The sequence below is a fragment of the Microbacterium sp. NPDC090281 genome (assembly GCF_044769635.1).
Taxonomy (GTDB): domain Bacteria; phylum Actinomycetota; class Actinomycetes; order Actinomycetales; family Microbacteriaceae; genus Microbacterium.
In genome coordinates, this window is the sequence record NZ_JBIVYH010000001.1 from 990,322 (window position 1) to 1,016,639 (window position 26,318).

A 26,318-nucleotide genomic window follows, 5' to 3' on the forward strand; every position below is an offset into this window, starting at 1 on the left:
GCCTAGGAAGCAGCAGCCTGCCGCGCCTCCCACCCGGTGCGCACCATCTCGTCCACCGAGTACCGCATGCTCCAGTCGAGGTCACGCGCTGCGAGCTCGCCGGTCGCCACGATGCGGTCGGGGTCGCCGGCACGCCTCGGGCCGATCTCGGGTGTGAAGTCGATGCCCGTGACGCGGACCATGGCATCCATGATCTGCTTCACGCTGAGCCCGTCGCCGGAACCGAGGTTGTAGGCGGTCTCGATCGGGCGGCCGTCGGCGAGGCGCTGAGCCGCCGCGACGTGGGCCGCGGCGATGTCGCCCACGTGCACGTAGTCGCGCACGTTCGTGCCGTCCTCGGTGTCGTAGTCGTCGCCGTTGATGCGGGGGGTCTTCCCCGCGAGCAGCGATTCGAACACGATCGGGAACAGGTTGTGCGGGCTGACGTCGTAGACCGTCGGATCGGCCGAGCCGACCACGTTGAAGTACCGCAGCGAGGTGTGACGCAACGGGCGCTCGGAGTCTGCCGTCGCGATGGCCTGGTCGCGAAGCAGCCACTCGCCGATGAGCTTCGACTCCCCGTAGGGGCTGGCGGGCTTCTTGGCGGTGTCTTCGACGACGAGTGCGACGTCGGGGGTGCCGAACACCGCGGCCGACGACGAGAACACGATGTTCGAGACCCCGGCGGCCTCCATCGCTTCGAGGACGACCCTGGTGCCTTCGACGTTCTGCGCATAGTTGTGCAGGGGGCGCTGCACCGAGACACCCGCGTATTTGAAGCCTGCGACGTGGATCACGCCTTCGGCATCGTGATCACGCAGCGTCTTCTCGACGAGCTCGCGGTCGAGGATGCTGCCCTGCACGAATGCCACACCCTCGGGCACGAACGATGCGACTCCGCTGGACAGGTCATCGAGCACGACGGGGGTCAGCCCGGCGTCCGCGAGGGCGCGCACGACATGGGCTCCGATGTAGCCGGCGCCACCGGTGACGATCCAGGACATTGCTCTCCTCTTCCGCCGCGGAGTCGTCGCGGCCCGATGGATCATTCTGTCATGCGTCGCGGCGCGGGCCGGCGGACGGGGTGACCGTGAACAGCAGGGGGGATGCGAACCGGGAGGCGGCGAAGGCTGCGTTCACCGCGGCCGAAACACGGTCGACGGCAGCCAGCTCGACCAGGGCGATCGCGGCTCCTCCGAACCCGCCACCGGTCATCCGGGCCCCCAGTGCGCCGGCGGCCAGTGCTGTGTCGACAGCGGTGTCGAGTTCGGGGGTCGAGATCTCGAAGTCGTCGCGCATCGAGGCGTGCGACGCGACGAGGAGGTCGCCGATCGCCCGCACGCCCTTTTCGCGGAGCAGCTGCACGGTGTCGAGCACGCGCTGGTTCTCGGTGACGATGTGGCGCACCCGTCGGAAGGTCACGTCGTCCATGAGCTCCTGAGCCCTCGGCAGGTCGGCGATCGACACGTCGCGCAGCGCAGGCACGCCCATGATCGAGGCCCCGAGTTCGCAGGATGCTCGGCGTTCACGGTAGCCGCCGGTGGAGTGGGCGTGCTTCACGCGGGTGTCGATCACGAGGATCGCGAGCCCGGCTTCTGCGACGCCGAGCGGCACGAGCTGAGTCTCGAGCGACCGGCAGTCGAGGAAGATCGCCGTGTCGGGTTCGCCGAGCATCGACGCCATCTGGTCCATGATGCCGGTGGGTGCGCCGACGGCCTCGTTCTCGGCCCGCCTTCCGATGCGGGCGAGGGCGGTGCCGTCGAAACCGGTTCCCCACAGCTCGTTCAGCGCGGATGCCGTCGCGCCTTCGATCGCGGCGGAGGACGAGAGCCCCGCGCCCACTGGCACGTCGGAGGCGATCGCGATGTCGAGTCCACCGAACGGACCGCCCGCGCCTGCGGCCTGACGCAGAGCCCAGGCGACGCCGAGTGGGTAGGCGGCCCATTCCGGGACAGCCGGATGCGCGCCGGGCGCCGTGGGGAACAGCCGGTCGAGATCTTCGAGGGCGACTTCGACCGGCTCATCGGCGAAGGTCGAGCCCACCAGAACCCGACCGCGATCGTCGTCGCGGAGGCCGACCGCGGCGACGGTGCGCTGCGGGATGGCGAACGGCAGCACGAAGCCGTCGTTGTAGTCGGTGTGCTCGCCGATGAGGTTCACGCGGCCGGGAGCCGACCAGAGGCCGTCAGGGGTGCGCCCGGTGAGTGCGGTGAAGAGGGCTCGTGCGGCGTCGTGTGCGGCGGTCATGCGGATGCTCCTGCGTCGTTCTGGTCGTGCGATGCGCGTTCGATCGCGTCGCGGAGGCGCGCTGCGCCCAGCTCCGGCGGCACCTCGGCGGCCCAGGCCCACATCGCGGCCTCGGAGCCGGCGAGGAACTTCAGCTTGTCGGCGGCTCGGCGAGGGCTCGTCAGCTGCAGGTGCAGCCGCACGGTGTCGCGACCGACGTGTACGGGGGCCTGATGCCAGGCCGCAATGTACGGTGTCGGGGAGTCGTAGAGGGCGTCGACGCCGCGCAGCAGCCGCAGGTAGAGGGGCGCGAGCTCGTCGCGTTCTGCCTCGGTCGTCTCGGCGAAGTCGGGCACGTGGCGGTGTGGCATCAGGTGCACCTCGAGCGGCCAGCGTGCGGCGAACGGCACGAACGCCGTCCAGTGCTCGCCCTGGAACACGACACGCTCGGAGGCCTGCTCCGACTCGAGGATGCGCTGGAACAGGTCGGGCGCGGTGCGGTCGATCGACTCCAGCACGCGGGCGGTGCGCGGAGTCACGTACGGGTAGGCGTAGATCTGACCGTGCGGATGCGGCAGAGTCACACCGATCGCCTCGCCCCGGTTCTCGAACGGGAAGATCTGCTCGATGCCCGGCAGCTGCGAGATCGCGGCCGTGCGATCGGCCCAGGCCTCGATGACGGTGCGGGCGCGGGTGACGGTCTGCGTGCCGAACGAGCCTGCGGGCTCGGGGCTGAAGCAGACGACCTCGCACCGCCCGACAGAGGTGCGGGTGCGCCCGAGGCCGAGAGCTGCGAGGTCGTCGAGCCCGCGCGGGGGGTTCGAGGCCTCCGGCGCGGTGCCGACGGCCGCGGCGAGTGCGGGGCCGAATGCGGGGGAGCGGTTCTCGAACACCGCGACGTCGTAGCGCGATGGCACCTCCGACGGGTTGTCGGGTGTCTGCGGCGCCAGAGGGTCGGCGTGCACGCCTGGCATCATGACCCGGTTCTGCCGGTTCGCGGCGACCGTGATCCAATCTCCGGTCAGCACGTCGAGGCGCATCGTCGCGGTGTCGGGGCGAGGGTCGAGGGTACGGGCATCGACCGCGCGCTCGGCTCCGAGCGCGGTGCCGGGATCGTCGTAGTAGATGAGGTCTCGGCCGTCGGCGAGGGTGGTGGCGCGTTTGACGACGCCGGCGCCGAGCGTCTCGGAGCTCAACTCGGGAAGATCGTGCGTGTTCACGTAAACATGGTACGCACAGAGCCGTGATAACGTCAACACGGTGGGTATGTGAGCCCGAGTCGTGACCCGAGTGACGACCGGCGCTGCGGACGGAGGATGTCGGTGACCGAGAGCGAACACGACCAGGTCGAGGGCTCCGGCCCCGCGCGGCAACGGCAGTCTTCGGGCCGCGTGTCGATGGCCATGGTCGCCGCGAACGCCGGGGTCTCCGGCCAGACGGTCTCGCGGGTCGTCAACGGCAGTCCACGAGTCGACCCCGACACCCGCACGCGCGTCGAGAACGCGATGGCCGCGCTCGGCTACCGCCCGCACCGTGCGGCTCGCGCTCTGCGCACCGGCCGCTCGCAGACGATCGGACTCGTCGTCACCACGCTCGCCACGGTCGGCAACTCTCGGATGCTGCAGGCCACAGCCGAAGCGGCGGCGGAACGCGGATACGCTCTCACCCTCGTGACAGCGGCCGACGGCGTCGCCGAAGCGTTCGACCGACTGGCGGAGCAGGAGGTCGACGGCGCCATCGTCCTGAACGAGGCGTCGGCGCTCGTCTCCGACGCGCAGCGTCCAGCGGGACTGCGTCTGGTCGTGGTCGATGCGCCGATCGACGCCGGTTTCGCGTCGGTGCACAGCGACCACGCGGGCGGCGCGTCCGCGGCCACGAGTCGGCTCCTCGCCCTCGGACATGCCACCGTGCACCACCTCGCGGGACCCGCCGACTCCTTCGCCTCGTTCGAGCGCGAGCGGGGGTGGCGCGAGACGCTCATCGCAGCGGGCATCCGTCCTCCCGCCGTCGTCCGCGGGGACTGGAGCGCGGACTCCGGTTATGCCCAGGGGCAGGCGCTGGCCTCGGCCTCAGCCGTCTTCTGCGCCAACGACCAGATGGCGCTCGGGCTGCTGCGGGCGCTTGCCGATTCCGGCCGTCGCGTGCCGGAGGACGTCGGTGTGATCGGCTTCGACGACGTGCCGGATGCCGCGAACTACCGCCCGCCGCTGACCACGATCCGTCAGGACTTCGAAGCCCTCGCCCACCGCGCGGTGTCGGCATTGGTCGGAGCGATCGAGGGCACCTCGGAAGTCTTCGAGGCTGACGTCATCCCGACGGTTCTCGTCGAGCGCGCGAGCACCTCGTCCCGCTGAGCCCTCGTCCCGCTGAGCCCAGATGCGCTGAGCCGTCGTCCCGCTGAGCCGGGATGCGCTGAGCCCGGATGCCCGGATGCCCGGATGCGCGGATGCGCGGGCGGGCGGGTGCTCGCTCATGTGGAGCCGGCACCCGCCCACCCGGTCGTGCGTCGTCAGCGGCAGGCGACGGCGGCGTACTCGATCGTGCGGGTGAACGTGCGGCCGTCTGCTGTCGAGCCCGTGACGGTCGTCGTCCCTGCCGGGATCCTCTTGAGCTTCGTCTTCACCGTGACGTCTCGCGTCCTGTCGGCGTGAACGCTCTCGATCTCCTTCGTGCCGTAGGCGGTGGTGATGCTCACCGAGACGGGCGCGCCCTCGCCGTTCGTCACCGATGCGTTCAGGTACGCCTTCGCGCCGCGGCAGGTCGCGACGACGGTGGCTTCGACGGCGACCTCCGGGGGAGCGGCGGTGATCCGCAGGGCGTCGAGCTGCAGGTAGGAGCCGCCGGTGCGGACGACCTTCAGCGTGTGCGAACCCGCAGGCAGGCCCTGGACCGATGCCAGAACGCTCTGCGGAGTGTATGACGGTGCCGTCAGCGAGAACGAGTCGACCTTGGCCCCGTCGATGTAGACATCGCCGACGCTCGCGGCCGAGTCGATCGGGCCGAGCACGTCGATCCCGGTGCCGGTGAAGGCGTATTCGAACGAGGCATCGAGCGTCTGGGTGTAGGTGACGTCGAGGAGGTGGTCCCCGGCGCCGGTGCGGTTGCTCGCTGTGGCCCAGCCTTCCGAGTATGAGATGCCGCACTCGGTGTTGTTGATCAGTGCGTCGGGTTCAGGGGCGACGGGACCCGCCGCCAGCTTCTCGATCTCGGCCATCGACGTCGCTGAGGGCACTCCGGGGTAGTGCATCATCAGGTTCAGGCTGACCGCGCCGTTGCGGGCGAGGCGATCGCTGACCGAGCACTGCAGCCCGGCCGCGGTCTGCTGGGTCGTGATCGGCATGTTCGCGCTGTTGACTCCCCAGTCCTGCTCCATCCGCTGCATGCAGTGCTGGAGGAGGCCCGCATCCTTGCCGGAGACGATGATGCCGTCCCCGCCCACGGCGGGCGAACCCGCTCCCGGTCGGTCGACGCACCCCTCCTCGCCGAAGGCCACGTCCTGGAACTCGGTGTAGTCGGCGACGATCCAGTTGTTCCACGACACGAGGCGCGCGGGGTTGCCTGCACGCGCGACCGCACCAAGCTCCTCGAAGTCGGCCGGGTAGTAGATCAGTCCGTCGTCGAAGAACCAGCCGTCGAGCTTCGTGCCGTAGCGCTCGCCGATCTGCGTGACGATCGTCTTCCAGTTCTCGAGCGCGGTGGAGCGGTCGCCGAGCCCGGTCGGGGTGAACGTGTCCGGCCACTGCTGCGCCTGCCAGAAGTCGGTCGAGTTGTAGCCGAGGTGCTCGTCCTGACCGATGTGGTAGTAGAGCAGGAACATGATCCCGCGCTCCTCGAACGCATCGGCCAGCTCGCCGATCAGGTCGCGTGACGCGGTGCGGTTCCCGTTGCCGACGATGTCGTCGACCGCGGATATCGGCGCCTGCATCGTGTAGTTCCACCACGTGATCGACCAGATGACGTGCTCGACTCCTGCCTCCTCGACCAGGTCGGCGAACGCCTCGACGTCGAAGCCATCGGTGTGGGTCTCGAGGTCGGGGTTGGCCCCGGTCGCGGGGAACGACCATCCCCCGTACTGGAACATGAGTCCCATCCCGGACTCGGAGAGTTCGACCCTGGTCGCCTCCGACGCCTGCTTGAAGGCGGCGACGCGAGCCTGGTAGTCGGCCCAGGCGCCGGCGGGCACGAGCTCGATCGACTTGATCGATTGCCCGGAACCGCTCGTGTGGGCGAGGGTCAGCGTGCTCGTCCCGGCGGGGAGGGCGATCTCGCCGCCATCCGTGCGCGTCCACCCTGATGCGGTCGTCGTGATCGTCGCCACAGCGCCGGCGCTCGACGTGAGAGTGAGGGTGGATCCGGTGCCGAGGTCTGCGAGCAGCGAGATCCGGTACGAGGTCGGCTGGGTGGACGACACCGACCAGGTGACCGAGCGGCTGCCGTCGATGAAGCCGTCGGTCCAGAAGTGCTTGGGCTGCGCCGCCGGGCGGTTGACGGCGAGGCCCGGGGAGAGCTCGCCGCTCGCGGTGAGGAGGGTGATCGGCTGCTCGAAGTCCGCCGCCTGAGGCAGGGGGACGGTGGGGGTGGCGGCGATCGCCGGCGTCTGGACGGTGGCGGCCAGCAGGCCTCCGACCAGAGCGGCGACCGCCATCGTGGCGATCCGGGCGCGGGTTCCGCGCCTGGCGGGCATGGTCTTCATCAGGGTCTCCGCATCGTTGCGACTGATCTCTCGAGGACGACACGCATGGTACGCGTATCGTTGGCGATGGTACGCGTAGCATCCTCCGGAACGCAAGACCCACCGGCTCCGAGGCGGAGTGACTGCCGGCCTGGACGGGCGCGCCGAGAGGGGATCAGGCCAGCGGTGCCAGGTGTACTTCGATCACCGGCATGAGGCTGTCGGCGACATCCCGCGGCACTGTGATCTCGAGGTCTCCGCGGGGATCGGTCGACCCCGCGTGCACGTCGGGAAGACTCGGGACGGCCTCGTACTCGAGGGCGCTGTCGGTGCCGAGAACCCGCACGCCGCGGACACGCCGCACCGGCACCCCGCGGAGGACGAGGCGGTCCCACGGGCGCAGTGTGCAGTATGCGAAGAGCCGGATGCCGTCGTCGGCGGTCCTGGCGGCGAGCGGGACGGGGCCGCTGATCCGATCCGGTGCGGCCGTGAGGCCGTACACGGCCTCACGGTTCCGCGACACCCACGCGCCGAGTTCGGTGAGCCGTTCGCTCGCTTCCGCGGGGAACGTGCCGTCACCCTTCGGGCCGACGTTGAGGAGGAGATTGCCGCCGGCGGCGATCGTGTGGATGAAGCGGTCGAGGATCGTCGCGGTGCTCTTCCAGCGTTCGTCGTCGGTAGTCCACCCCCAGGACTCGTTCATGGTGAGGCACACCTCCCAGGGCTGCGCCGGTGCCGCGTCCGGAAGCTGCTGCTCCGGGGTGAGGAAGTCGCCCTGGCCGAGGCAGCGGTCGTTCACCAGGCAGTCGGGCTGCAGGGAGCGGACGTGCTCGCGTATCCCGGCGAAGTCCCATTCTTCGGCGGTGTGCTCGAATTCACCGTCGAACCAGAGCACGGCCACGTCGCCGTAGTTCGTGAGCAGCTCGGTGATCTGGCCGCGCATGAACGCGTGGAACCTCGCCCACTGCGCCGGCGACGTGCGCACGTAGGAGCCGATCCGGTACGGCTTGGTGGTGGTGGCATCCGTCATCCGCGGGTAGTCCTCGTGGTGCCAGTCGGGGAACGAGAAGTAGAAGCCGATCCGGATGCCGCGGGCGCGCAGCGCGTCGACGAGCTCGCGCGTGATGTCGCGCCCGAACGGCGAGGTGCGCGTGATGGAGTAGTCGCTCAGTGCGGTGTCGAACATCGCGAAGCCGTCGTGGTGCTTGGTCGTGAACACCGCGTAGGTCGCGCCCGTCGCGGCGATCGCATCCGCCCACTCAGCGGCATCGAAACCCTGGGGATCGAAGAGAGCCGCATTCGCGAAGTACTCCTCCGCCGGCACCGGCTCCCGGGCGGGGAACTGTCCTTCGACGCCTCCGGTCAGCTGCCACGAGAGCTCCCATCCTCGGCGGGCGGCGTGCCCGAAGTGGATGAAGATGCCGAGTGCGGCTCCGGGGAACCAGCTGGCGGGGGTGAGGGACATCGTTGCTCCTTCGAGGTTGTGCATTCCTTCATGGTACGCATATCATGATACGCGTACCGCACACGAGGAGGTGGACGATGGCAACGATGCGCGACGTCGCACGACGGGCAGCAGTGGCGCCCATGACCGTCTCCCGCGTGCTCAACGATCCGGGCAGCGTGGCACCGAAGACGCGCGTACGGGTCGAGCAGGCCATCCATGACCTGAAGTACGTGCCGAACATGATCGGGCAGGGGTTGCGACACCAGCGCACCATGACGCTCGCACTCCTTGTGAGCGACATCACGAACCCTTTCGCGATCCAGCAGATCACCGCGGTCAGCGACGCGGCGCGCGCGGCCGGATACACCGTGATCTTCGCCCACACGCAGGCGGACCCCGCCGAAGAGATGCGGCAGTTGCGCTCCATGATCGAGCGCAGGGTCGACGGCGTCATTCTCTCGCCTGTCCGCAACGGCGCCGAACCCGTCGACTTCGTGCAGCAGGCCGGATGCGAGATCGTCGTGATCGGCTACCGCATGCCGGAGAATGACGTGGATGCGGTGCGCTGCGACTCGCGCTCCGCCGCCGCCGAGCTCACCGAGCATCTCCTCCTCCTCGGGCACCGCCGCATCACGATGCTGAGCGGACAGCGCGAGATCGTCACGGCGGTCGACCGGGCGGACGGATACCGCGACGCGATGGACGCGGCAGGACTCCCTGTCGACATCCGGTATGGAGACTTCACCATCGCCAGCGGCTATGCGATGGCGGAGGGCGTGCTCGACGCACCATCCGGTCCCACCGCGCTCGTCACCGCGAACAACTTCATCGCCATCGGCGCGGCACGGCGTGCGAGCGAGAGGGGCGCCACGATCCCGGACGACCTGTCGATCGTCACGTTCGACAACGCCCGCACCGAGATCGTGCACGACCCGTTCTTCACCGGCATCGTCCAACCCGTCGATGCCATGACGCGCCAGGCGACCGCGCTGCTGCTCGAGCGCCTCGACCGGGAGTACTCGGGACCCGGACGCGACATCGTGCTGCCGACGGTGCTCGACGTGCACGGCTCATCCGCGGTTCCGAGCGAGCAGCGCCCGGAACCGATCTTCTCCTGAACGCCCCACCCGGGGGCACAATCACAAGGAAGCGAAGGAACACCATGAAGCGATTCGTGAAGACGGCATCCCTGGCCGCTCTGACCGTCGCGGCCGTCGCCCTGGCGGGCTGCGGTTCGAGCGGCGGTGTCGGCGGCGATGAAGGCGTCGAGCAGAACACCTCCGAGAAGGCGACGATCACGTACTGGACGTGGTTCCCGCCGGAGGCGACCCTGAACGCCGCGATCGACGCGTTCGAGAAGGCCAATCCGAACATCACCGTGAAGCTCAAGACCTTCACCAACGAGGACTACCAGAAGCAGCTGCCGCTGGCCCTCAGCGGCGACGAGAGCATCGACGTGGTCGGCGTCCAGGTCTCGGCGATGACCAACACGGTCAAGGACTACCTGCTGCCGGTGAGCGACTGGGGTGCCGATCTCGTCGGCGGACTCAACGAGTCCATGGTCGCGCAGACCGAGCAGATCGCCTCGGACGGCGAGCTGTACTCGCTGCCGATGGGCTCCATCGGCAGCGCCGTCATGTACTACAACGCGGCGATGCTCGACGAGCTCGGGATCGCGGTGCCGAAGACAGCGGACGAGTGGAAGACCGCTGTCGCCGCCGTCGAGGCCGCGAAGCCCGACGTCACTCCCGTGGTCTTCAGCGGTGAGCCGTACTGGCAGGAGGAGATGCTGTTCACGATCGCCGAGCAGACCTCGCCGGGACTCTCCGACGACATCATCGGCGGCAGCGGCTCCTGGGACCAGCCCGCGCTGGTCGACGGGCTCAACGCCTACAAGTCGCTGTTCGACGACGGCATCGTCGGCTCCGACGTGCTGAGTCTGCAGGGCAGCCGACCGAGCGAGCTGTTCGCCTCCGGCGAGGCGGCCTTCTTCATCGACGGCTCGTGGCAGAACTCGCTGCTGTCCGCCTCAGGACGTGCGGCTGCCGGGATCGACCTCGAGGATGTCGGTGCTGCGCCGCTGCCGCTGGTCGACGGCGGCGAGCCTGCCATCCGCGCCCTCGCCGAGGGTGGCCTCGCGATCCCGGCGAACTCGAAGAACGTCAAGGCGGCGACCACGTTCATCTCGTTCCTGCTGAGCCCGGCCGGTGCCGACATCTGGGCGAAGGACCTGATCCTGGTCCCGAGCCTCACCGGCTACGGGGTCTCCGAGGACGTGCTCGAGACGGATGCGGCGCGTGCCGGCTACGCGGCCGTGAGCGCCGTGATCGCCGACCCGACCTCACAGCGAAACAGCCAGCAGGACTTCCTGAACAAGGTCGAGGGCAACGCGATCCTCGACGTGCTCCGCGGCACGACCTCGGCAGAGGACGCCGCGGCCCAGATGCAGTCCGAATGGGACTCGGGTCGCTACCCGCACGGCGAGAGCGGGGCGCAATGACGGAGACATCCGTCATCGTCGCGGAAGGAGCCCGGGGGCGACGCAAACGTCGCCCCCGGGCTGCCGGCGGGCCGCTGCGCAAGCACGGCGGCTGGATCGCCCTGCTCTTCCTGGCTCCGCTGCTGATCTTCTACGGCGTGTACTACCTCTACAGCTTCGGCATCCTCGGGGTCGTCAGCACGCAGCAGGTCGGGCTGACCTTCCGCAACGCGGTCGACGTCGGCGCGCAGAACTTCGTCCTCGTGCTGGGGGATCCGTCGTTCCAGCAGTCGCTGCTGAACACCGTGCTCTTCGGACTGTTCAGCGTGGTCGTCGCGATGACGCTCGGCTTCGTGCTGGCGATGATGATGGCGTCGGGGGTGAAGCTCCGCAGGCTCTTCTACACCGTGTTCCTGCTGCCGTCGCTGATCCCGATGTCGCTGTTCGCGACGGTGTTCGGACGGATGCTCGAGACGCGCGACGGGGCGCTCAACCAGGCTCTCCGCGCCACCGGACTCGGATGGGTCGCGCCGGACTGGCTCGGCGATCCCACTGCCGCCTACGTGGCAGTGGGCATCCTGCTCACCTACGGCATCGGTCTGCCGATCATGTACTACACGACCGATGTCGCCCAGGTGAACGCGTCGATCATCGAGTCGGCGGTGCTGGACGGCGCGAGCGTCTGGCAGATCTACCGCATCATGCTGTTCCCGCTGCTGCGCACGACACACATCACGGTGGCGCTCTCGGTGCTCCTCGGCAGCTTCCGCGCGTTCGACATCATCTACTTCTCCACCGGCGGACAGCCGGGCGGTCGGACGGACATCGTCGGCACCTACATCTACAGCGCGACGCTCGGCGCGGACCGGGTCGGCTTCGCAGCCGCGGCATCCATCATCGTGCTGATCGTGGCTCTCGGGATCTCGGTGCTCCAGATCCTCTCCCAGCGGAAGGCGAACCGATGACGACCACGGCATCGACGAAGGCGGTCTCGACGGCCGCATCGACGATCACGGAACGACAGCGTCGGCGCGCCGAGGCCAGGAGTGAGGAGAGCGAGGAATCGCTCCCGATCAGGGCCCGTCGAGTCGACCGGATCGTGATCTACGCCTTCCTCGCGATCTTCGCGCTGGCCTTCGCCGCCCCGCTGATCAATGCCGTCCAGATGTCGGTGGCCGTCGGCGGCATCGGCAACTACTGGGCTGTGCTGACCCGGCCGCTCAACGGCGTCTCGATCCCGCAGACGTTCCTCAACAGCGCGATCGTCGCACTGTTCCACGCGCTCCTCGTCTGCACGATCGGCGCGCTCGCCGCCTACGCGTTCTCGTTCGTGCCGTTCCGCGGGAAGGAGGCGCTGTACTACGGCGTGCTCCTGTTCCTCGCGGTGCCGGCGACGGCCATCCTGGTTCCGGTGTACTTCCTCAGCGGCACGCTGAGCCTGTTCAACACGCATCTCGGGGTCGCATTGCCCGAGGCGGTGCTGACGCTGCCGTTCGCGGTGCTCCTCCTGCGCAACCGGATGGATGACATCCCGAGGCAGCTCGTCGAGGCCGCGATCATCGACCGCGCCGGGCATTTCCGCATCTTCTGGAGCATCGCCGTCCCGCTCAGCCGGGGGCCGCTGATCAACCTGGCCGCGCTGAGTGTGATGTGGTCGCTGCAGGACTTCGTGTTCCCTTCAGTGCTGCTGCGCTCCGCCGAGCTCACGACCGCGGCGCAGGCCGTGCAGTCGATCCGCAGTGCCTTCGCGCCGACGCCGCTGGAGTCGTCGCAGTACTACGCCGCGCTGGTCCTGCTCGGCGTCCCGGCGCTGATCATCATCGTGTTCGCGTTCCGCTTCGTCACGAAGGGGCTCGCGGCCGGCGGAGTGAAGGAGTGAGTCGGGCGCCCGGGTGGCGGTGCGGGTCGGGGTCAGCCGGGGTGCGGTCCGGCGGCGGAGCTGTGCGTGTCGAGCTCCATCAGCCGCACGACATCGCGGCCAGGACCCTCATGGCGCTCGGTGGCACGCTCGAGGAGCATGTCGGTCGCGAGGGCGGCGAGCTCCCGCACCGGCTGCACCATGCCGGTGAAGAACGGGTCGAAGGCGATCTCGGTGCCGATGTTGTCGAACGTGACGACTGAGACGTCTTCCGGGATCCGCAGGCCGAGGTCGCGGGCCCTGCGTGCGGCTCCGAGCCCGATGAAGTTGCTGGCGGTGACGAGTGCGGTCGGACGCTCCTTCGCCGTGAGGACGTCGCCGGCCATGGCGTACCCGCTCGCGATGCTGAAGGCGCCGAAGCGGATGTCTTCGCTGAGTCCTGCGGCCTGCATCGCCGCGCGGTACCCCGCTGCCCGCTCTCGGGCCGTCACCGCCTGCTCCGTGCCGCTGAGCATCGCGATGCGGGTGTGGCCGAGCTCGATGAGGTATTGCGTGAGGCGGTGGGCGCCGTCCTCGCTGTCGCTGCGTACGACGTCGACGTCGTTGTCGGGCATCGGGTAGTCCAGTACGACGATCGGCACGCCCTGCTCCTGCACGAACCGCACCGCGTCGGGAGTGTTCAGCACCGGAGAGAGCACGATGCCGTCGACGCGGCGCTCGACCAGGTGCCGAAGCTGCGCGAGCTCTTCCTCGGGCGATGAGTCGGTGTGGGCGAAGATCAGGTTGTACCCCTGCGACTTCGCCGCCTCGCTGACGCCGAGGATCTGCTCGGTCGCGAACGGGTTCGAGATGTCGCCGACGACGAGGGCGATCACCATCGTCTGCTTGTTGCGCAGCCCCAACCCGAGGCGGTTGGGGACGTAGTTGAGATCCCGGATCGCCCGCTGTACGCGCTCGCGTGTGGCCTCGGCGACGGTCTCCGGACGGTTGATGACGCGCGACACCGTCATAGGGGCGACGTCTGCGCGTTTCGCGACCTCACGAATGGTCGCCATAGTGCACCTTCGTCGTCGCAGGAGTCGTCACCCGCCCATCCTGTCATGGCGGGTGTCCGCGCAGACGGCGGAGGCCCGGGAGCGCGTCGGCCTGCCGGATGGATCTCGGCTGCAGCGGGTCGGCGGCCTGCGGTTGCGATCGTCCCGAGTCTCGTGGCATGATCTCGGAAAGCGCTTTCCCACGTTGGTGAGGCAAGTGCGAACAGCTTCCTGCGACAGAACGGAACACCATGGCCCAGGCGAACACCCGCGAGATCGGCATCATCATGAACGGCGTCTCCGGACGCATGGGATATCGGCAGCACCTGGTGCGCTCGATCCTGGCGATCCGCGAGGAGGGCGGCATCGAGCTCTCCGACGGTTCGAGGATCACCGTGAAGCCGATCCTCGTCGGCCGCAGCGAGGCCAAGCTCGCCGAGCTCGCAGCGAAGCACGGCATCGAGGACTGGACGACCGACCTCGACGCCGCCCTCGCCGACCCGCAGTGGGAGATCTACGCCGACTTCCTGGTGACCAAGGCCCGCGCCACCGCGATCCGCAAGGCCATCGCCGCGGGCAAGGCGATCTACACCGAGAAGCCCACCGCCGAGTCGCTCGACGAGGCGATCGAGCTCGCGCGTCTCGCCGACCAGGCGGGGGTCAAGACCGGCGTCGTGCACGACAAGCTCTACCTCCCCGGGCTGCAGAAGCTCAAGCGCCTGATCGACTCCGGCTTCTTCGGGCGCATCCTCTCGGTGCGCGGTGAGTTCGGCTACTGGGTCTTCGAGGGCGACTGGCAGCCCGCGCAGCGCCCGAGCTGGAACTACCGCACCGAAGACGGCGGAGGCATCATCACCGACATGTTCCCGCACTGGAACTACGTGCTCGAGAACCTCTTCGGCGAGGTCAAGAGCGTCTACGCGCAGGCTGCCGTGCACATCGCCGACCGCTGGGACGAGAAGGGCGAGCACTACACGGCCACCGCCGAGGACGCGGCCTACGGCATCTTCGAGATCGAGGGGGGAGTGATCGCCGAGATCAACTCCTCGTGGACCGTGCGCGTGAACCGCGACGAGCTCGTCGAGTTCCAGGTCGACGGCACGCACGGCTCTGCCGTCGTCGGACTGTTCGGAGCGAAGATCCAGCCCCGCAACGCCACCCCGAAGCCGGTGTGGAACCCCGACCTGGAAGACACCCGCGACTACGACGCCGACTGGCAGAACGTGCCGACCAACGAGGTCTTCCTCAACGGCTTCCGTCAGCAGTGGGAGGAGTACCTGGTCTCGTACGTCGAGGGCACCGACTACCCGTTCGACCTGCTCGCGGGCGCCCGCGGTGTGCAGTTCGCGGAGGCCGGCCTGACCTCCAGCGCCGAGGGTCGCAAGGTCGCCCTGTCGTCGTTGAGCCTGGGCTGAGGCGCGCATGAGCACCCTGCGACTTCTCCGGGCGAACGGTGAGACCGCCGACGTGGCCCTCAACGATTCCGGCGCCTACACGCGTCCGACCGCCCCGCTGCAGAGCCGCGTCGCGTACGCCGCCGCCCACGTCGTGCCCAAGGTGCACGCCGACAACACTCCGGGGCAGCCGGCCGACATCGACTGGGATGCCACGCTCGCATTCCGCCGCAACGTGTACTCGTGGGGGCTCGGGGTCGCCGACGCCATGGACACCGCGCAGCGGAACATGGGCCTGGATGCCGCAGCCACCCGTGAGCTGATCGCCCGCAGCGCCGAGGTCGCCCGCGAGGAGGGCGGATCCGTCGTGGTCGGCGTCAACACCGACCACGTCGAGGAGACGCACATCTCGCTCGACCAGGTGATCGCGGCCTACCAGGAGCAGCTGCACTTCACCGAGGAGCAGGGGGCCGGCCCCGTGCTCATGGCCTCCCGGCACCTCGCCCGCGTCGCGACAGGTGCCGCCGACTACCGCCGCGTCTACCGTGAGGTGCTGTCGCGCGCGACCACGCCGGTGGTGCTGCATTGGCTGGGCACCGCGTTCGACCCCGAGCTCGCGGGCTACTTCGGCGCGGCCGACTGGCAGACCGCATCCGAGGTGCTCCTGCAGGTCATCGAGGAGAACCCCGGCAAGGTCGCCGGTGTGAAGATGAGCCTGCTGAACGCCGAGTCCGAGATCGCGGTGCGCGGCCGCCTCCCCGAGGGCGTCCGCATGTTCACGGGCGACGACTTCAACTACGTGGGCTTGATCGCCGGCACCCCCTCCGCCACCTCCGCCACTCCCTCAGCCGCCCCCTCCGCCACTCCCGACATCTCGCCGAGTGCACCGGATGCTGCCGAGCGCACGGCTTCTTCCGGTGAACAAGCCGTGCACTCGACGACAAGCCGTGCACTCGGCGGCGTGGGCGGGGGTGTGGGTGAGGGTGTGGGTGCGGGTGTGGGCGCGTACTCCGACGCGCTGCTGGGAGCGTTCGCGGCGATCACGCCCGTTGCCTCCGCGGCGATCCAGGCGCTGGATGCCGGCGACCAGGAGGGGTATCTGCGCATCCTCGGCCCGACCGAGGAGCTCAGCCGACAGGTCTTCGCGGCTCCCACGTTCTATTACAAGACCGGGGTCGCCTTCCTCTCGTGGCTCAACGGGCACCAGCCCGCTTTCCAGATGGTCGGCGGACTGCACTCCGCCCGCAGCCTGCCGCATCTGAGCCGCATCGTCGAGCTCGCCAACGCCTCGCTGGCGCTGGAGCAGCCCGACCTCGCCCGCGAACGGTGGCACGGCATGCTGCGTCTGAACGGAGTGGACGCATGACCCTTCCTTCGCAGACCCCCGACCCGCGCCTCTCGATCAACCAGGCGACCATCAAGCACGCCGACCTCGCCACGGCTCTGCGGGTCACGGCCGACGCCGGGGTGCAGGCCATCGGACTGTGGCGCGAGCCGGTGAACGAGGTCGGCCTCGACGTCGCGGCGCGGATGCTCGGCGACTCCGGCTTGCGCTTCACGACCCACTGTCGTGGAGGCTTCTTCACGCTGCCGGCCGGAACGCAGCGGAACGCCGCGCTCGACGACAACCGCCGGGCGATCGAGGAGACGGCGACTCTGGCCGCTGCCGGTGCCGAGGGGTCGACCGCCGTGCTCGTGCTCGTCGCGGGCGGACTGCCCGAGGGTTCGCGCGACCTGATCGGGGCGCGTGAGCGCGTGCGAGACGCGATCGGTGTGCTGGCTTCGGAGGCGAAGGCGGCTGGCGTGACGCTCGCGATCGAACCGCTGCATCCGATGTACGCGTCCGATCGGGCCGTCGTCTCGACGCTCGGCCAGGCGCTCGACATCGCGAGCGACTTCGACGCGGACGTGGTCGGCGCCGCGGTCGACACTTTCCACATCTGGTGGGATCCGCAGGTGCTCGAGCAGATCGCGCGAGCCGGCCGTGAAGGACGCATCGCCACGTACCAGGTGTGCGACTGGAAGACGCCCCTCGCCGCCGACGTGCTGCTCTCGCGGCACTACACCGGAGACGGGGTGATCGACTTCGGCTCGCTCACCCGTGCGGTGGTGGCGACCGGGTACGACCGCGACATCGAGGTCGAGATCTTCAACGCCGACATCTGGGCGGATGCTCCTTCGAGCGTCGTGCGCCGCACGGTCGAGACGTTCGCCGCCGCCGTATCCCCGCACCTCGGTTGAACGGGGCGATCGGGCACGACTTGAGAGGATGACACCATGACCCGAATCCGCGCAGGACTGTGCTCGGTGACGTTCCGAGCTCTCACGCCGGAGCGGATCGTCGAACTCGCGAAGGATGCCGGGCTCGAGGCCATCGAGTGGGGCGGCGACGTGCACGTGCCGCCGGGCGATGTCGTCCGAGCAGCCGAGGTCGCCCGGATCACCATCGACGCCGGACTCGCGGTGGCCTCTTACGGGTCATACTTCCGCGCCGGAGTCGGGGAATCGCTCACGCCGATCCTCGACAGTGCCGAGGCGCTCGGCGCAGACCGGGTGCGTATCTGGGCGGGCGACGTCGGATCGGATGTGGCCGCCGAAGGCGACCGGCACGCCGTGGTCGCGCGACTCCGGGCTGCGGCATCCGAGGCCGAGGGGCGGGGGATCGGTCTCGCCCTCGAGTTCCATTCCGGAACCCTCGCCGATACGGCGCCGAGCACGCTGCGACTTCTGGCCGAGGTAGGCAGCCCTGCTCTGTCGACCTACTGGCAGCCGACGGTCGGCGCCGGGGTCGATGCGGTGCTGAACGACTACCGGGCGCTGGCCACGTACACGAGCGTCGCGCACGTCTTCTCGTGGTGGCCGGAGCACGAGCGCCTGCCGCTGCGGGCCAGAGACGCCCTGTGGACGAGGTTCTTCGCCGAGGCCGGCACCGCTGCGACTCCGCCGCGTGATGCACTGCTGGAGTTCGTGCCCGGCGATGATCCGGCGCTGCTCGCGAGCGAGGCGGCAGCGCTGCGGGGGTACCTCGTGGGGTCGGTGTGACGATGCCCCTGGAAGTAGGCTCTGGGGCATGACAAAGTCCGCATCGTCCGCGGAACGCCCCTCACCGACGCGGGCGCAGCGTCACGCGCGGGGACCCGCTCCCACGCTGCACGACGTCGCGCGCGAGGCCGGTGTGTCGCTGGCGACCGCGTCCCGAGTGCTCAACGGATCGGAGCGCAAGGTCGCTGAGTCGTTCCGGGAGCGTGTGGAGTCGGCCGCCGAGAAGCTGGGATACACCGCGAACGTCTCGGCCCAGTCGATCGCCCGTGGCACGTCTCCGGTCATCGCCCTGCTCGTCGCCGACATCGCCGACCCCTACTTCGGCCTGATCGCTTCCGGCGTGGCCCGCGGCGCCGACGAGGAGGGGCTGGTCGTGACCATCGCGATCACCGAACGCGACCAGGCACGCGAGGCGCGCATCGTGCGGGCCCTGCGTGGTCAGCGTCCGCGCGGGCTGATCCTCGCCGCCTCCCGCACGCAGGAGCCGACGGAGACCGAGACCGCGCACGAACTCGCGGAGTTCGTGCGCCTCGGCGGCAGGGTCGTGGCGTTCGGGCCGGATGACGAAGGCGAGCGTCGCATCGAGATCGACAATCGTTCCGGCGCGGAGGCTCTCGGTCGGCGGATGGCCGCGGCCGGATACCGCTCGGCGATCGCCCTGGGTGCGGCGGAAGGCGTGCGGACGTCGGATGATCGTCTGGCCGGCTTCCGTGCCGGATTCGAACCGGCCGGTGGTGTGGTGGAGGGCGTGCGCCGGGGAGACTTCCGTCGCGAGTCGGGGGCCGCGGAGATGAAGAAGGCGCTCGCCGACGGCGTTGCGCCCGGCACCCTGATCTTCGCGATCAGTGATGTGGTGGCGCTCGGAGCGATGTCCGCGATCCGTGATGCCGGGCGCGAGGTCGGCGGCGACATCGCGGTCTGCGGCTTCGACGACGTGCCGGCGAGCAGTGATGTCTCCCCGGCGTTGACGACGGTGCGCGTGCCGTTGAGCGAGGTCGGCTACCAGGCCTTCCGTGCGACGGTCGATGCCGACTGGGAGCAGGCGCCGTTGCCGCTCGAGGTCGTCGTGCGCGCCAGCACCCCGGGGCTCGCGCTGTGACCAGGGTCGTGCTGGCACCGGACAGTTTCAAGGGCACGATCACGGCTGCGGATGCCGCTGCAGCGCTTGCCGAGGGATGGGCCGCTGTCGACCCCACCGCCGAGTTCGTGCACCGCCCGATGGCGGACGGCGGCGAGGGCACGGTGTCCGCTTTCGAGGCGGCGGTGCCCGGCGCTGTGCGGATGCCGATCACGGTCGACGGACCTGCCGGGGAGCGGATCGACACGTCCTGGCTGCTGCTCCCGCCCACCGATGATGCCCCGGCCGGCACGGCCGTCGTCGACCTCGGCTCGACCTCCGGCATCGAGCTGCTGCACGAGCTGCGCCCCTGGGATGCCGACACGACGGGTCTCGGTCAGGCTCTGGCCGCAGCTCTCGACCACGGTGTCTCACGGTTGGTCGTCGGCATCGGCTCCAGCGCATCCACCGACGGGGGCACGGGGATGCTCTCGGCTCTCGGCGCGCGGTTCCTCGATTCCGAGGGTGTGCCGGTCGCGCGAGGCGCCCGCGGGCTCGACGGCATCGCATCGGTCGATCTGACCCGACTGCGCACGGCGCCCGAGGTGCGCGTGCTCACCGACGTCACCAACCCGCTCACCGGCCCGCGTGGTGCCGCTGCGGTGTTCGGCCCGCAGAAGGGTCTGCGCGCGGCATCCGACATCGTCCGCGTCGACGAGGGCCTGCATCGGCTCGCCGGGCTGCTCGGCATCGATCCGGTGGGTCAGGGAAACGGCGCGGCAGGGGGCACCGGAGCCGCCCTCGTGGCGTGGGGCGGCACACTCGCCCCGGGAGCTGCCGAGGTGGCCGCGCTCATCGGCCTGGCCGACGCGATCGCCGAGGCCGATGTCGTCATCACGGGCGAAGGCTCCTACGACGGACAGTCCGGTGACGGCAAGGTGCCGTCGTTCCTCGCCGGGCTCGCCGCAGAAGGGGGCGCCACCGCGATGCTCGCCGCCGGCCGCATCACCGCAGACGCCGACACCGCGCTGTTCACGGCATCCTTCTCGCTCACCGACCTCGCCGGGTCATCGGATGCCGCCCTCGCGGAGCCCGCACGCTGGTTGCGCGAGGCCGGGGCAGCACTGGCACGCACCGCGTCCTGATCCGGATCGATCCATGACTCGGCCGTTCGCTTCCTGACCCGGTCGAGTCGGCCGGCCGAGTCGGCCGGCCGAGTCGGCCGGAGTGTCAGCCCCCGAGGGCCGCCGACACCACGGCGCGGGCCTCGGCCTGCACCTCGGCGAGGTGCTCCGGGCCGCGCAGGCTCTCGGCGTAGAGCTTGTAGACGTCTTCGGTGCCCGACGGGCGGGCGGCGAACCAGGCGTGCTCGGTCTGCACCTTGAGCCCGCCGATCGCCGCGCCGTTGCCTGGTGCATGCGACAGCTTCGCGGTGATCTCCTCGCCGGCGAGAGTGGTCGCCGTCACGGCCTCGGGGGCGAGCTTTCCGAGAGTGGCCTTCTGCTCCGGCGTCGCCGGGGCGTCGACGCGCTGGTACGCCGAGGCGCCGAACGCCTGCTCCAGCTCGGCATACCTCTCCGAGGGGGTCTTCCCGGTGACGGCGATGATCTCGGCCGCCAGCAGGCACAGCAGGATGCCGTCTTTGTCGGTCGACCACACCGAGCCGTCCCTGCGCAGGAACGAGGCGCCGGCCGACTCCTCGCCGCCGAACGCGACCGAGCCGTCGAGGAGCCCGGGCACGAACCACTTGAACCCGACCGGAACCTCGAGCAGGCGTCGGCCGAGCGACTCGGCGACACGGTCGATGATCATCGACGACACCAGGGTCTTGCCGATCGCCGCGTCACGCGGCCAGTCCGCCCGATGCGAGAACAGGTAGTCGATCGCGACGGCCAGATAGTGGTTCGGGTTCATCAGTCCGGCATCCGGGGTCACGATGCCGTGCCGGTCGGCGTCGGCATCGTTCCCGGTGAGGATGTCGTAGGAGCCCTTCTTCGCGACCAGCGAGGCCATCGCCGAGGGGGAGGACGGGTCCATCCGGATCTTCTCGTCCCAGTCCAGCGTCATGAAGCGCCAGGTCGGGTCGACCTCGGGGTTCACGACGGTGAGGTCGAGGTCGTGCATCTCGGCGATCAGCGCCCAGTACTCCACCGATGCTCCGCCGAGCGGATCGGCGCCGATGCTGACGCCGGCGTTGCGGATGGCGTCGATGTCGATGATCGTCGGCAGGTCGCGCACATACGCATCGCGGAAGTCGTAGCCGGTGAGGGAGTCCCAGTCGATGTCGGCGAAGCGCTCGAGCTTCACGCCCACGAGTCCCGCGGAGATGAGCGCGTTCGCACGGTCGGCGATCCAGCCCGTGGCGTCGGTGTCGGCAGGTCCTCCGTGCGGCGGGTTGTACTTGAAGCCGCCGTCGCGTGGCGGGTTGTGCGATGGCGTGACGACGATGCCGTCGGCGCGGCCGGGATCGTCGGCCGCCTTGCCGCGGTTGTAGGTGAGGATCGCGTGACTGAGCGCCGGCGTCGGCACCCACGAGTCGCGGGAGTCGACGCGTACGTCGATGCCGTTCGCGAGCAGCACCTCGATGGCGCTCCGCTCCGCCGGCAGCGACAGAGCGTGCGTGTCACGACCGAGGAACAGCGGACCGGTGATGCCCTGGGCGTCGCGGTAGTCCACGATCGCCTGCGTGGTGGCGAGGATGTGGTTCTCGTTGAAGCTGTTCGAGAGCGAGGATCCGCGATGGCCGCTGGTGCCGAACGCGACCCGTTCGGCCGGAACCTCGGGGTTCGGGGTTCGGTCGTAGTAGGCGGCGATCAGCTCGTCGACGTCGATCAGGTCACTTTCCTCCGCGGGGAGGCCGGCACGGCTGGTCATCCCCTCAGTCTGCCCCCTGATCGGCAGGACCGCATCCGGGAAGTCACCGGGAGATCGGTCCCGTCGCCGAGGGCTAAGGTGAAACCCGTGACTGAACGCCGCACCTACAGCTATCTCGGCCCTGCCGGAACCTTCACGGAGGCGGCGCTCGATCAGGTGGCCGAGGCCCGCGGCCAGGACTGGCGCCCCGTGCACAACGTGGGCGAGGCTCTGGCCGACGTGCTCGAGGGCCGCAGCGACGCCGCGATGATCGCGATCGAGAACTCGATCGAGGGCGGTGTCTCCACGACGCAGGACGCTCTCGCCACGCTCCCAGGGCTCCGCATCATCGGCGAGTACCTGGTGCGGGTGAACTTCGTGCTCGTCGCTCCCCGGGGCACGACGCTCGACCAGGTCGAGGTGATCGCGGCGCATCCGGTCGCGTACGCCCAGTGCCACGGCTGGCTCGGGGCGCACCTGCCATCGCACTCGCACGTTCCCGCGTCGAGCAACGTGGCCTCGGCGATCGGCGTCCTCGACGGCACGCTCCCCGCACAGGCCGCCATCGCAGCCCCCGGCATCGTGAACCACTACGACGTCGACGTGCTGGCGGACGGCATCGGCGACAACGCCCAGGCCGTGACCCGCTTCGTGCTGGTCACCCGCACGACCCGTTCACCCGAGCCGACCGGGGCCGACAAGACCTCGCTGATCGTCGAGCTCCCGCACGACCACCCCGGCTCGCTCCTCGAGATGCTCGAGCAGTTCTCGACCCGCGGCATCAACCTGTCGCTCATCGAGTCGCGGCCGATCGGCGACGAGCTCGGCCGCTACCGCTTCGTGATCGACGCCGACGGTCACATCGAGCACGAGCGCATGGCCGATGCGATGCTCGGCATCCGCCGGTTCAGCCCGCGCGTGGTCTTCCTCGGCTCGTACCCGCGTGCGGACCGTCAGATCGTGCAGTACCCCGACCGCTACTCCGACGATGTGTTCGTCGAGGCGCGCGACTGGCTGCGTGGCATCCTCTCCGGCGAGCCTGACGCCTGACGTCACCCGCCCGACCGTCCAGCGCGGTCAAGCGGGTGCCGTGGTTCAGTGCTCCTGGAATCGCGGCCAGTCGCTGCCGGGCGCCATGTGCGAGTGCAGAGCACCCTTGGCCGATGCCAGGCTCGGGTACGTTCCGGTCGAGGCTTCGGACCCGACCATCGTGACCGTGTAGCCGTCCTCATCGTGACGGATGCTGCCGACCACTCCGTTCGGGCCGTACGCCACCCAGAGGGCGAGGGTCTTGGTGGTGCTCATGATCGAACTCCTTCCACTGCCGGTGGCCCGTGCGTCCGCCGGTGCGGTTGCGCACCAGACGGCCACACTGATGGTGACGCTACGCCTGCGGCCCCCGGAAAGCCAGGGGTTGACAGACGGTCCCAGGGGTTGACAGACGGTCAGAGTGCAGCGGCGATGAGTTCCAGGGTCTGTGCGCGACCGGTCGGGGCGTCGTTCGGTTCTGCCTCATAGGCGCCGGCGACCGGCGACAGCATGACCTCGTCGACGCCGTATCGTTCGGCGAACGCGCGGACCTCGGCGGCGACGGTCTCACCCGTGCCGACGAACCAGCGCGAGCGTGCGGCCTGCACGACCTCGTCGGTCGCGGCATCCGTCACCGCGGCGGCTGCCTGCTCCACGGTCTCGAGCGCCGCGAGGGGCTGGTTGAGCCGCAGACGCGCCATCATCCGCAGCTGCGGGAGGGCGCGGGCCTCTGCCTCCTCCTGCGTGGGCGCGGCCACCGCGTTCACGGTCAGGAAGGTGCGCGGCTCGGGGTTCTCCTCGCTCGGGCGGTAGCCGGTGCGGTAGAGGTCGAGCGCCCGCTCGAGGCCCTGCCCGGAGAAGTGGTTCGCGAAGACGTAGGGCAGCCCGTGCGAGGCGGCCAGCTGGGCGGAGTAGTCGCTCGAACCGAGCAGCCACACCTCGGGGGTGCCGGTCGCAGCAGGTGTCGCACGCACGGTGTACTCGCCGCCGGAGGTGAAGCGCAGCGCGGCGCCGTCACCGGAGAGCAGCGCCGCGATGTCCTGCACGTGGCGGGGGAACTGCTCGACGTCGCTCGTGGTGCCGGAGCCGCGTAGCAGCTGTGTGATCACCGGGTCGCTGCCCGGAGCGCGGCCGAGGCCCAGGTCGATGCGACCGGGGGCGATGGCCTCGAGGGCGGCGAACTGCTCGGCGACGATGAGAGGCGCGTGGTTGGGCAGCATCACCCCGCCCGAGCCCAGACGCAGCCGCGAGGTGCGGGTGGCCGCAGCGGCGATCAGCACCGGGGGAGTGGTGGATGCCACCGACGGCATGTTGTGGTGCTCGGCGAACCAGTAGCGGCGATAGCCGAGCTTGTCGGCGACCTCCGCGAGAGCGAGCGAGGCGGCGATGGCCTCTGCGCTGGTCTGGCCGGTGCGGACCGGAACGAGGTCGAGGACGGAGAGAGCTGTATCGGACATCCTTGACCACAACGCGCGCTCGCACGCCGCCATTCCCCCGCTACCGTTGGGGCATGGAAGCAGGCATCTTCTACGTCCTCGTCGGATCCGTCGCCGTCGCCGCTCTGGCGCGCTGGCGCGGGTGGCCGGCGCCACTGCTGGTGACCGTCGCGGCGCTCGCCGCATCGTTCCTGCCGTTCGTGCCGAATCTGGAGATCGACGGGCACGTGCTGCTCAGCCTCGTGCTGCCGCCGCTGCTGTACTCGGCTGCACTCGACGTCTCATTCGTCGGATTCAAGCGCAGCCTGCCGCAGATCCGCCGACTCGGCATCTGGCTCGTGCTGATCACGGCGCTCGCGGTCGGCCTCGTCGCGTGGTGGATCCTGCCGTCCCTCACGCTTCCGGGCGCACTGCTCCTCGGTGCGATCGTCGCCCCGCCCGACGCGGTGTCGGCTGCGGCGATCGGCCGTCGGCTCGGGCTGCCGCGCCGCATCATGACCGTGCTCTCGGGCGAGAGCCTCATCAACGACGCGACCTCGTTGACGCTGTACCGCGTGTTCGCGGCGATCCTCGCCGGCGCGACCGTCTCGATCTGGGGCGGCATCTGGCAGTTCCTGGTGGCGGTCGGGGTCGGTGTGGCCGTCGGTCTGGTGTTCGGCATCGTCCTGCACCAGTTGCGCATGCGCATCAGCGACCCCGTCGTGATCGGCACGTTCGGGCTGCTCGCTCCGTTCGGCGCCTACGCGATCGCCGAGCACCTGCTCGGATCGGGTGTCCTCGCGGTCGTCGCGATGGGGCTGTACGTCGGATACAACTCCCCGCGCACCGACTACACGACGCGTCAGCAGGAGAAGCCGCTGTGGCTCTCGGCCGATCTGCTGCTGGAGAGCTTCGTGTTCGCCTACATCGGGCTGCAGTTCCCGCGTGTGCTCAATGATCTCGGCAGCGAGTCGGTCGGGCAGATCCTGCTGCTCTCCGGTGCGGTGCTGCTCGTGGTCCTGATCGTGCGGCCGCTGTACATCTACCCGACCAGTGCGTGGGCGAACTTCCAGGACCGCAAGCGGCTCGAACGCTGGGACCGCGGCGTCGAATCCGGAGAGTTCGACAAGCGGCACCGCAAGTCCCGCCGCTGGGAGAACTACACCGCCGACGAACTGCGCAGCCACATCGTGCGCGAGCAGATGGCAGGACTCAAGCTCACCTGGAAAGACAGCGCCGTCATCTCCTGGGCCGGCATGCGCGGGGTGGTGACGCTGGCCATCGCGGTGGCTGCTGCCGACCTCGCAGCGCTCGACACAGAGGCATCCCATGCGATCGTCGTCGTCGCGTTCATCGTCACGGTCGGCACGCTGCTGTTGCAGGGGCTGACGCTCCCGATGCTCATCCGTGGTCTCGGCATCGCCAGCGATGTCGACGAGGAGGAGGACGAGGCGGCGCTCGCCGAGGTTCGTGCGAAAAGCCGTGAGGCCGGGAAGAAGTTCCTCGCCGAGAAGCGCGTCGAGTGGGAGGCGAAGTACGGCGATGTCGATCTCAGCGTGTTCGACGCGTTCACCAAGCGCATGACCCGGGTCGAGAAAGACACCGATGAGGCGCAGAAGGTGGAGGATGCCGCGAGCCGGCCGTCGTACGAAGACCTCGTCGCCCTGTCGCGGGGGTGGCTGCAGGTGCGCCGCGAGATCCTCCTCGCCGAGCGCAACGCGGGCAACCTCGACGAGGAGGTCATGCGCGAGCTGATCGCCGCGATGGATGCCGAGGAGCTCGCGCTCGACACCCGTGGTGCCACTCGCCAGCAGAGCCGCGCCTGAAGCCCTG

The 26,318-nt window shown here is 69.5% G+C and carries 22 protein-coding genes; 13 read left to right on the plus strand and 9 right to left on the minus strand.

What is annotated here, in order from left to right; genetic code table 11:
- Window positions 1–2: 2 nt before the first annotated feature.
- Genes galE through galT form a run of 3 tightly spaced genes read right to left on the minus strand, consistent with a single transcriptional unit; the run spans window position 3 to window position 3,425 of the window.
- Window positions 3–983, minus strand: coding sequence for a UDP-glucose 4-epimerase GalE (galE, locus tag ACIQTX_RS04730; RefSeq protein WP_402969541.1), 981 nt, complete (start codon window positions 981–983; stop codon window positions 3–5).
- 49 nt (window positions 984–1,032) lie between these two features.
- Window positions 1,033–2,226: a galactokinase gene (gene galK / locus ACIQTX_RS04735; RefSeq protein ID WP_402969544.1), complete on the minus strand. Its 1,194-nt coding sequence runs from the start codon at window positions 2,224–2,226 to the stop codon at window positions 1,033–1,035.
- Entirely contained in the window at window positions 2,223–3,425 is a 1,203-nt protein-coding gene (galT, locus tag ACIQTX_RS04740) for a galactose-1-phosphate uridylyltransferase (RefSeq protein WP_402969547.1), read from the minus strand. Before galT ends, galK begins: the two co-directional genes overlap by 4 nt.
- A gap of 177 nt (window positions 3,426–3,602) precedes the next feature.
- Here galT and ACIQTX_RS04745 point away from each other — a divergent pair, with 177 nt between their 5' ends.
- Entirely contained in the window at window positions 3,603–4,559 is a 957-nt protein-coding gene (locus tag ACIQTX_RS04745) for a LacI family DNA-binding transcriptional regulator (RefSeq protein WP_402972960.1), read from the plus strand.
- A gap of 155 nt (window positions 4,560–4,714) precedes the next feature.
- On the opposite strand, the gene ACIQTX_RS04750 is transcribed toward ACIQTX_RS04745, so the two are convergent.
- Both ACIQTX_RS04750 and ACIQTX_RS04755 read right to left on the minus strand, forming a co-directional pair.
- Window positions 4,715–6,898, minus strand: a complete 2,184-nt coding sequence (locus tag ACIQTX_RS04750) for an alpha-L-fucosidase (protein WP_402969550.1) — start codon at window positions 6,896–6,898, stop codon at window positions 4,715–4,717.
- A 154-nt stretch (window positions 6,899–7,052) separates the two neighbouring features.
- Window positions 7,053–8,342, minus strand: coding sequence for an alpha-L-fucosidase (locus ACIQTX_RS04755; RefSeq protein WP_402969553.1), 1,290 nt, complete (start codon window positions 8,340–8,342; stop codon window positions 7,053–7,055).
- A gap of 77 nt (window positions 8,343–8,419) precedes the next feature.
- Between ACIQTX_RS04755 and ACIQTX_RS04760 the strand changes: the two genes are divergently transcribed.
- The 4 genes from ACIQTX_RS04760 to ACIQTX_RS04775 are packed head-to-tail and all read left to right on the plus strand — an operon-like array spanning window position 8,420 to window position 12,682.
- Entirely contained in the window at window positions 8,420–9,442 is a 1,023-nt protein-coding gene (locus tag ACIQTX_RS04760) for a LacI family DNA-binding transcriptional regulator (protein WP_402969556.1), read from the plus strand.
- Between the two features lie 44 nt (window positions 9,443–9,486).
- Window positions 9,487–10,824 carry an ABC transporter substrate-binding protein gene (locus ACIQTX_RS04765; protein ID WP_402969558.1) on the plus strand — a complete coding sequence of 446 codons (1,338 nt, stop codon included), beginning with the start codon at window positions 9,487–9,489 and terminating at the stop codon, window positions 10,822–10,824.
- Window positions 10,821–11,768 (plus strand): carbohydrate ABC transporter permease, encoded by a 948-nt coding sequence (locus tag ACIQTX_RS04770; protein WP_402969561.1) that lies wholly within the window; start codon window positions 10,821–10,823, stop codon window positions 11,766–11,768. The genes ACIQTX_RS04765 and ACIQTX_RS04770 overlap by 4 nt, the downstream gene beginning before the upstream one ends.
- Window positions 11,765–12,682 carry a carbohydrate ABC transporter permease gene (locus ACIQTX_RS04775; protein ID WP_402969563.1) on the plus strand — a complete coding sequence of 306 codons (918 nt, stop codon included), beginning with the start codon at window positions 11,765–11,767 and terminating at the stop codon, window positions 12,680–12,682. The genes ACIQTX_RS04770 and ACIQTX_RS04775 overlap by 4 nt, the downstream gene beginning before the upstream one ends.
- 32 nt (window positions 12,683–12,714) lie before the next feature.
- Here ACIQTX_RS04775 and ACIQTX_RS04780 read toward each other — a convergent pair whose 3' ends face one another.
- On the minus strand, window positions 12,715–13,716 hold the full coding sequence (locus tag ACIQTX_RS04780) for a LacI family DNA-binding transcriptional regulator (protein ID WP_402969566.1): 1,002 nt from the start codon (window positions 13,714–13,716) through the stop codon (window positions 12,715–12,717).
- 230 nt (window positions 13,717–13,946) lie between these two features.
- Here ACIQTX_RS04780 and ACIQTX_RS04785 point away from each other — a divergent pair, with 230 nt between their 5' ends.
- The 6 genes from ACIQTX_RS04785 to ACIQTX_RS04810 are packed head-to-tail and all read left to right on the plus strand — an operon-like array spanning window position 13,947 to window position 20,333.
- Window positions 13,947–15,110 (plus strand): Gfo/Idh/MocA family protein, encoded by a 1,164-nt coding sequence (locus ACIQTX_RS04785; protein ID WP_402969569.1) that lies wholly within the window; start codon window positions 13,947–13,949, stop codon window positions 15,108–15,110.
- 7 nt (window positions 15,111–15,117) lie between these two features.
- On the plus strand, window positions 15,118–16,455 hold the full coding sequence (locus ACIQTX_RS04790) for a dihydrodipicolinate synthase family protein (RefSeq protein ID WP_402969572.1): 1,338 nt from the start codon (window positions 15,118–15,120) through the stop codon (window positions 16,453–16,455).
- On the plus strand, window positions 16,452–17,330 hold the full coding sequence (locus ACIQTX_RS04795; RefSeq protein ID WP_402969575.1) for a sugar phosphate isomerase/epimerase family protein: 879 nt from the start codon (window positions 16,452–16,454) through the stop codon (window positions 17,328–17,330). The genes ACIQTX_RS04790 and ACIQTX_RS04795 overlap by 4 nt, the downstream gene beginning before the upstream one ends.
- A gap of 36 nt (window positions 17,331–17,366) precedes the next feature.
- Complete coding sequence (locus ACIQTX_RS04800; protein ID WP_402969577.1) at window positions 17,367–18,131, plus strand: sugar phosphate isomerase/epimerase family protein; 765 nt, start codon at window positions 17,367–17,369, stop codon at window positions 18,129–18,131.
- Between the two features lie 28 nt (window positions 18,132–18,159).
- Complete coding sequence (locus tag ACIQTX_RS04805) at window positions 18,160–19,230, plus strand: LacI family DNA-binding transcriptional regulator (RefSeq protein WP_402969580.1); 1,071 nt, start codon at window positions 18,160–18,162, stop codon at window positions 19,228–19,230.
- Entirely contained in the window at window positions 19,227–20,333 is a 1,107-nt protein-coding gene (locus ACIQTX_RS04810) for a glycerate kinase (protein ID WP_402969583.1), read from the plus strand. Before ACIQTX_RS04805 ends, ACIQTX_RS04810 begins: the two co-directional genes overlap by 4 nt.
- An 85-nt stretch (window positions 20,334–20,418) precedes the next feature.
- On the opposite strand, the gene pgm is transcribed toward ACIQTX_RS04810, so the two are convergent.
- The gene (gene pgm, locus ACIQTX_RS04815) at window positions 20,419–22,062 is read right to left on the minus strand and encodes a phosphoglucomutase (alpha-D-glucose-1,6-bisphosphate-dependent) (protein WP_402969586.1); all 1,644 of its coding nucleotides are present in this window, start codon (window positions 22,060–22,062) and stop codon (window positions 20,419–20,421) included.
- A gap of 78 nt (window positions 22,063–22,140) precedes the next feature.
- Between pgm and pheA the strand changes: the two genes are divergently transcribed.
- Window positions 22,141–23,091 carry a prephenate dehydratase gene (gene pheA / locus ACIQTX_RS04820; RefSeq protein ID WP_028503897.1) on the plus strand — a complete coding sequence of 317 codons (951 nt, stop codon included), beginning with the start codon at window positions 22,141–22,143 and terminating at the stop codon, window positions 23,089–23,091.
- 45 nt (window positions 23,092–23,136) lie between these two features.
- Here pheA and ACIQTX_RS04825 read toward each other — a convergent pair whose 3' ends face one another.
- Together ACIQTX_RS04825 and ACIQTX_RS04830 are read right to left on the minus strand one after the other, a co-directional pair.
- Window positions 23,137–23,346: a hypothetical protein gene (locus ACIQTX_RS04825; protein WP_028503896.1), complete on the minus strand. Its 210-nt coding sequence runs from the start codon at window positions 23,344–23,346 to the stop codon at window positions 23,137–23,139.
- 140 nt (window positions 23,347–23,486) lie between these two features.
- Window positions 23,487–24,527, minus strand: a complete 1,041-nt coding sequence (locus tag ACIQTX_RS04830) for an LLM class flavin-dependent oxidoreductase (RefSeq protein ID WP_105528238.1) — start codon at window positions 24,525–24,527, stop codon at window positions 23,487–23,489.
- 53 nt (window positions 24,528–24,580) lie between these two features.
- On the opposite strand from ACIQTX_RS04830, the gene ACIQTX_RS04835 reads away from it, so the two are divergent.
- Window positions 24,581–26,311: a sodium:proton antiporter gene (locus ACIQTX_RS04835; RefSeq protein ID WP_105528237.1), complete on the plus strand. Its 1,731-nt coding sequence runs from the start codon at window positions 24,581–24,583 to the stop codon at window positions 26,309–26,311.
- Window positions 26,312–26,318 lie beyond the last annotated feature (7 nt).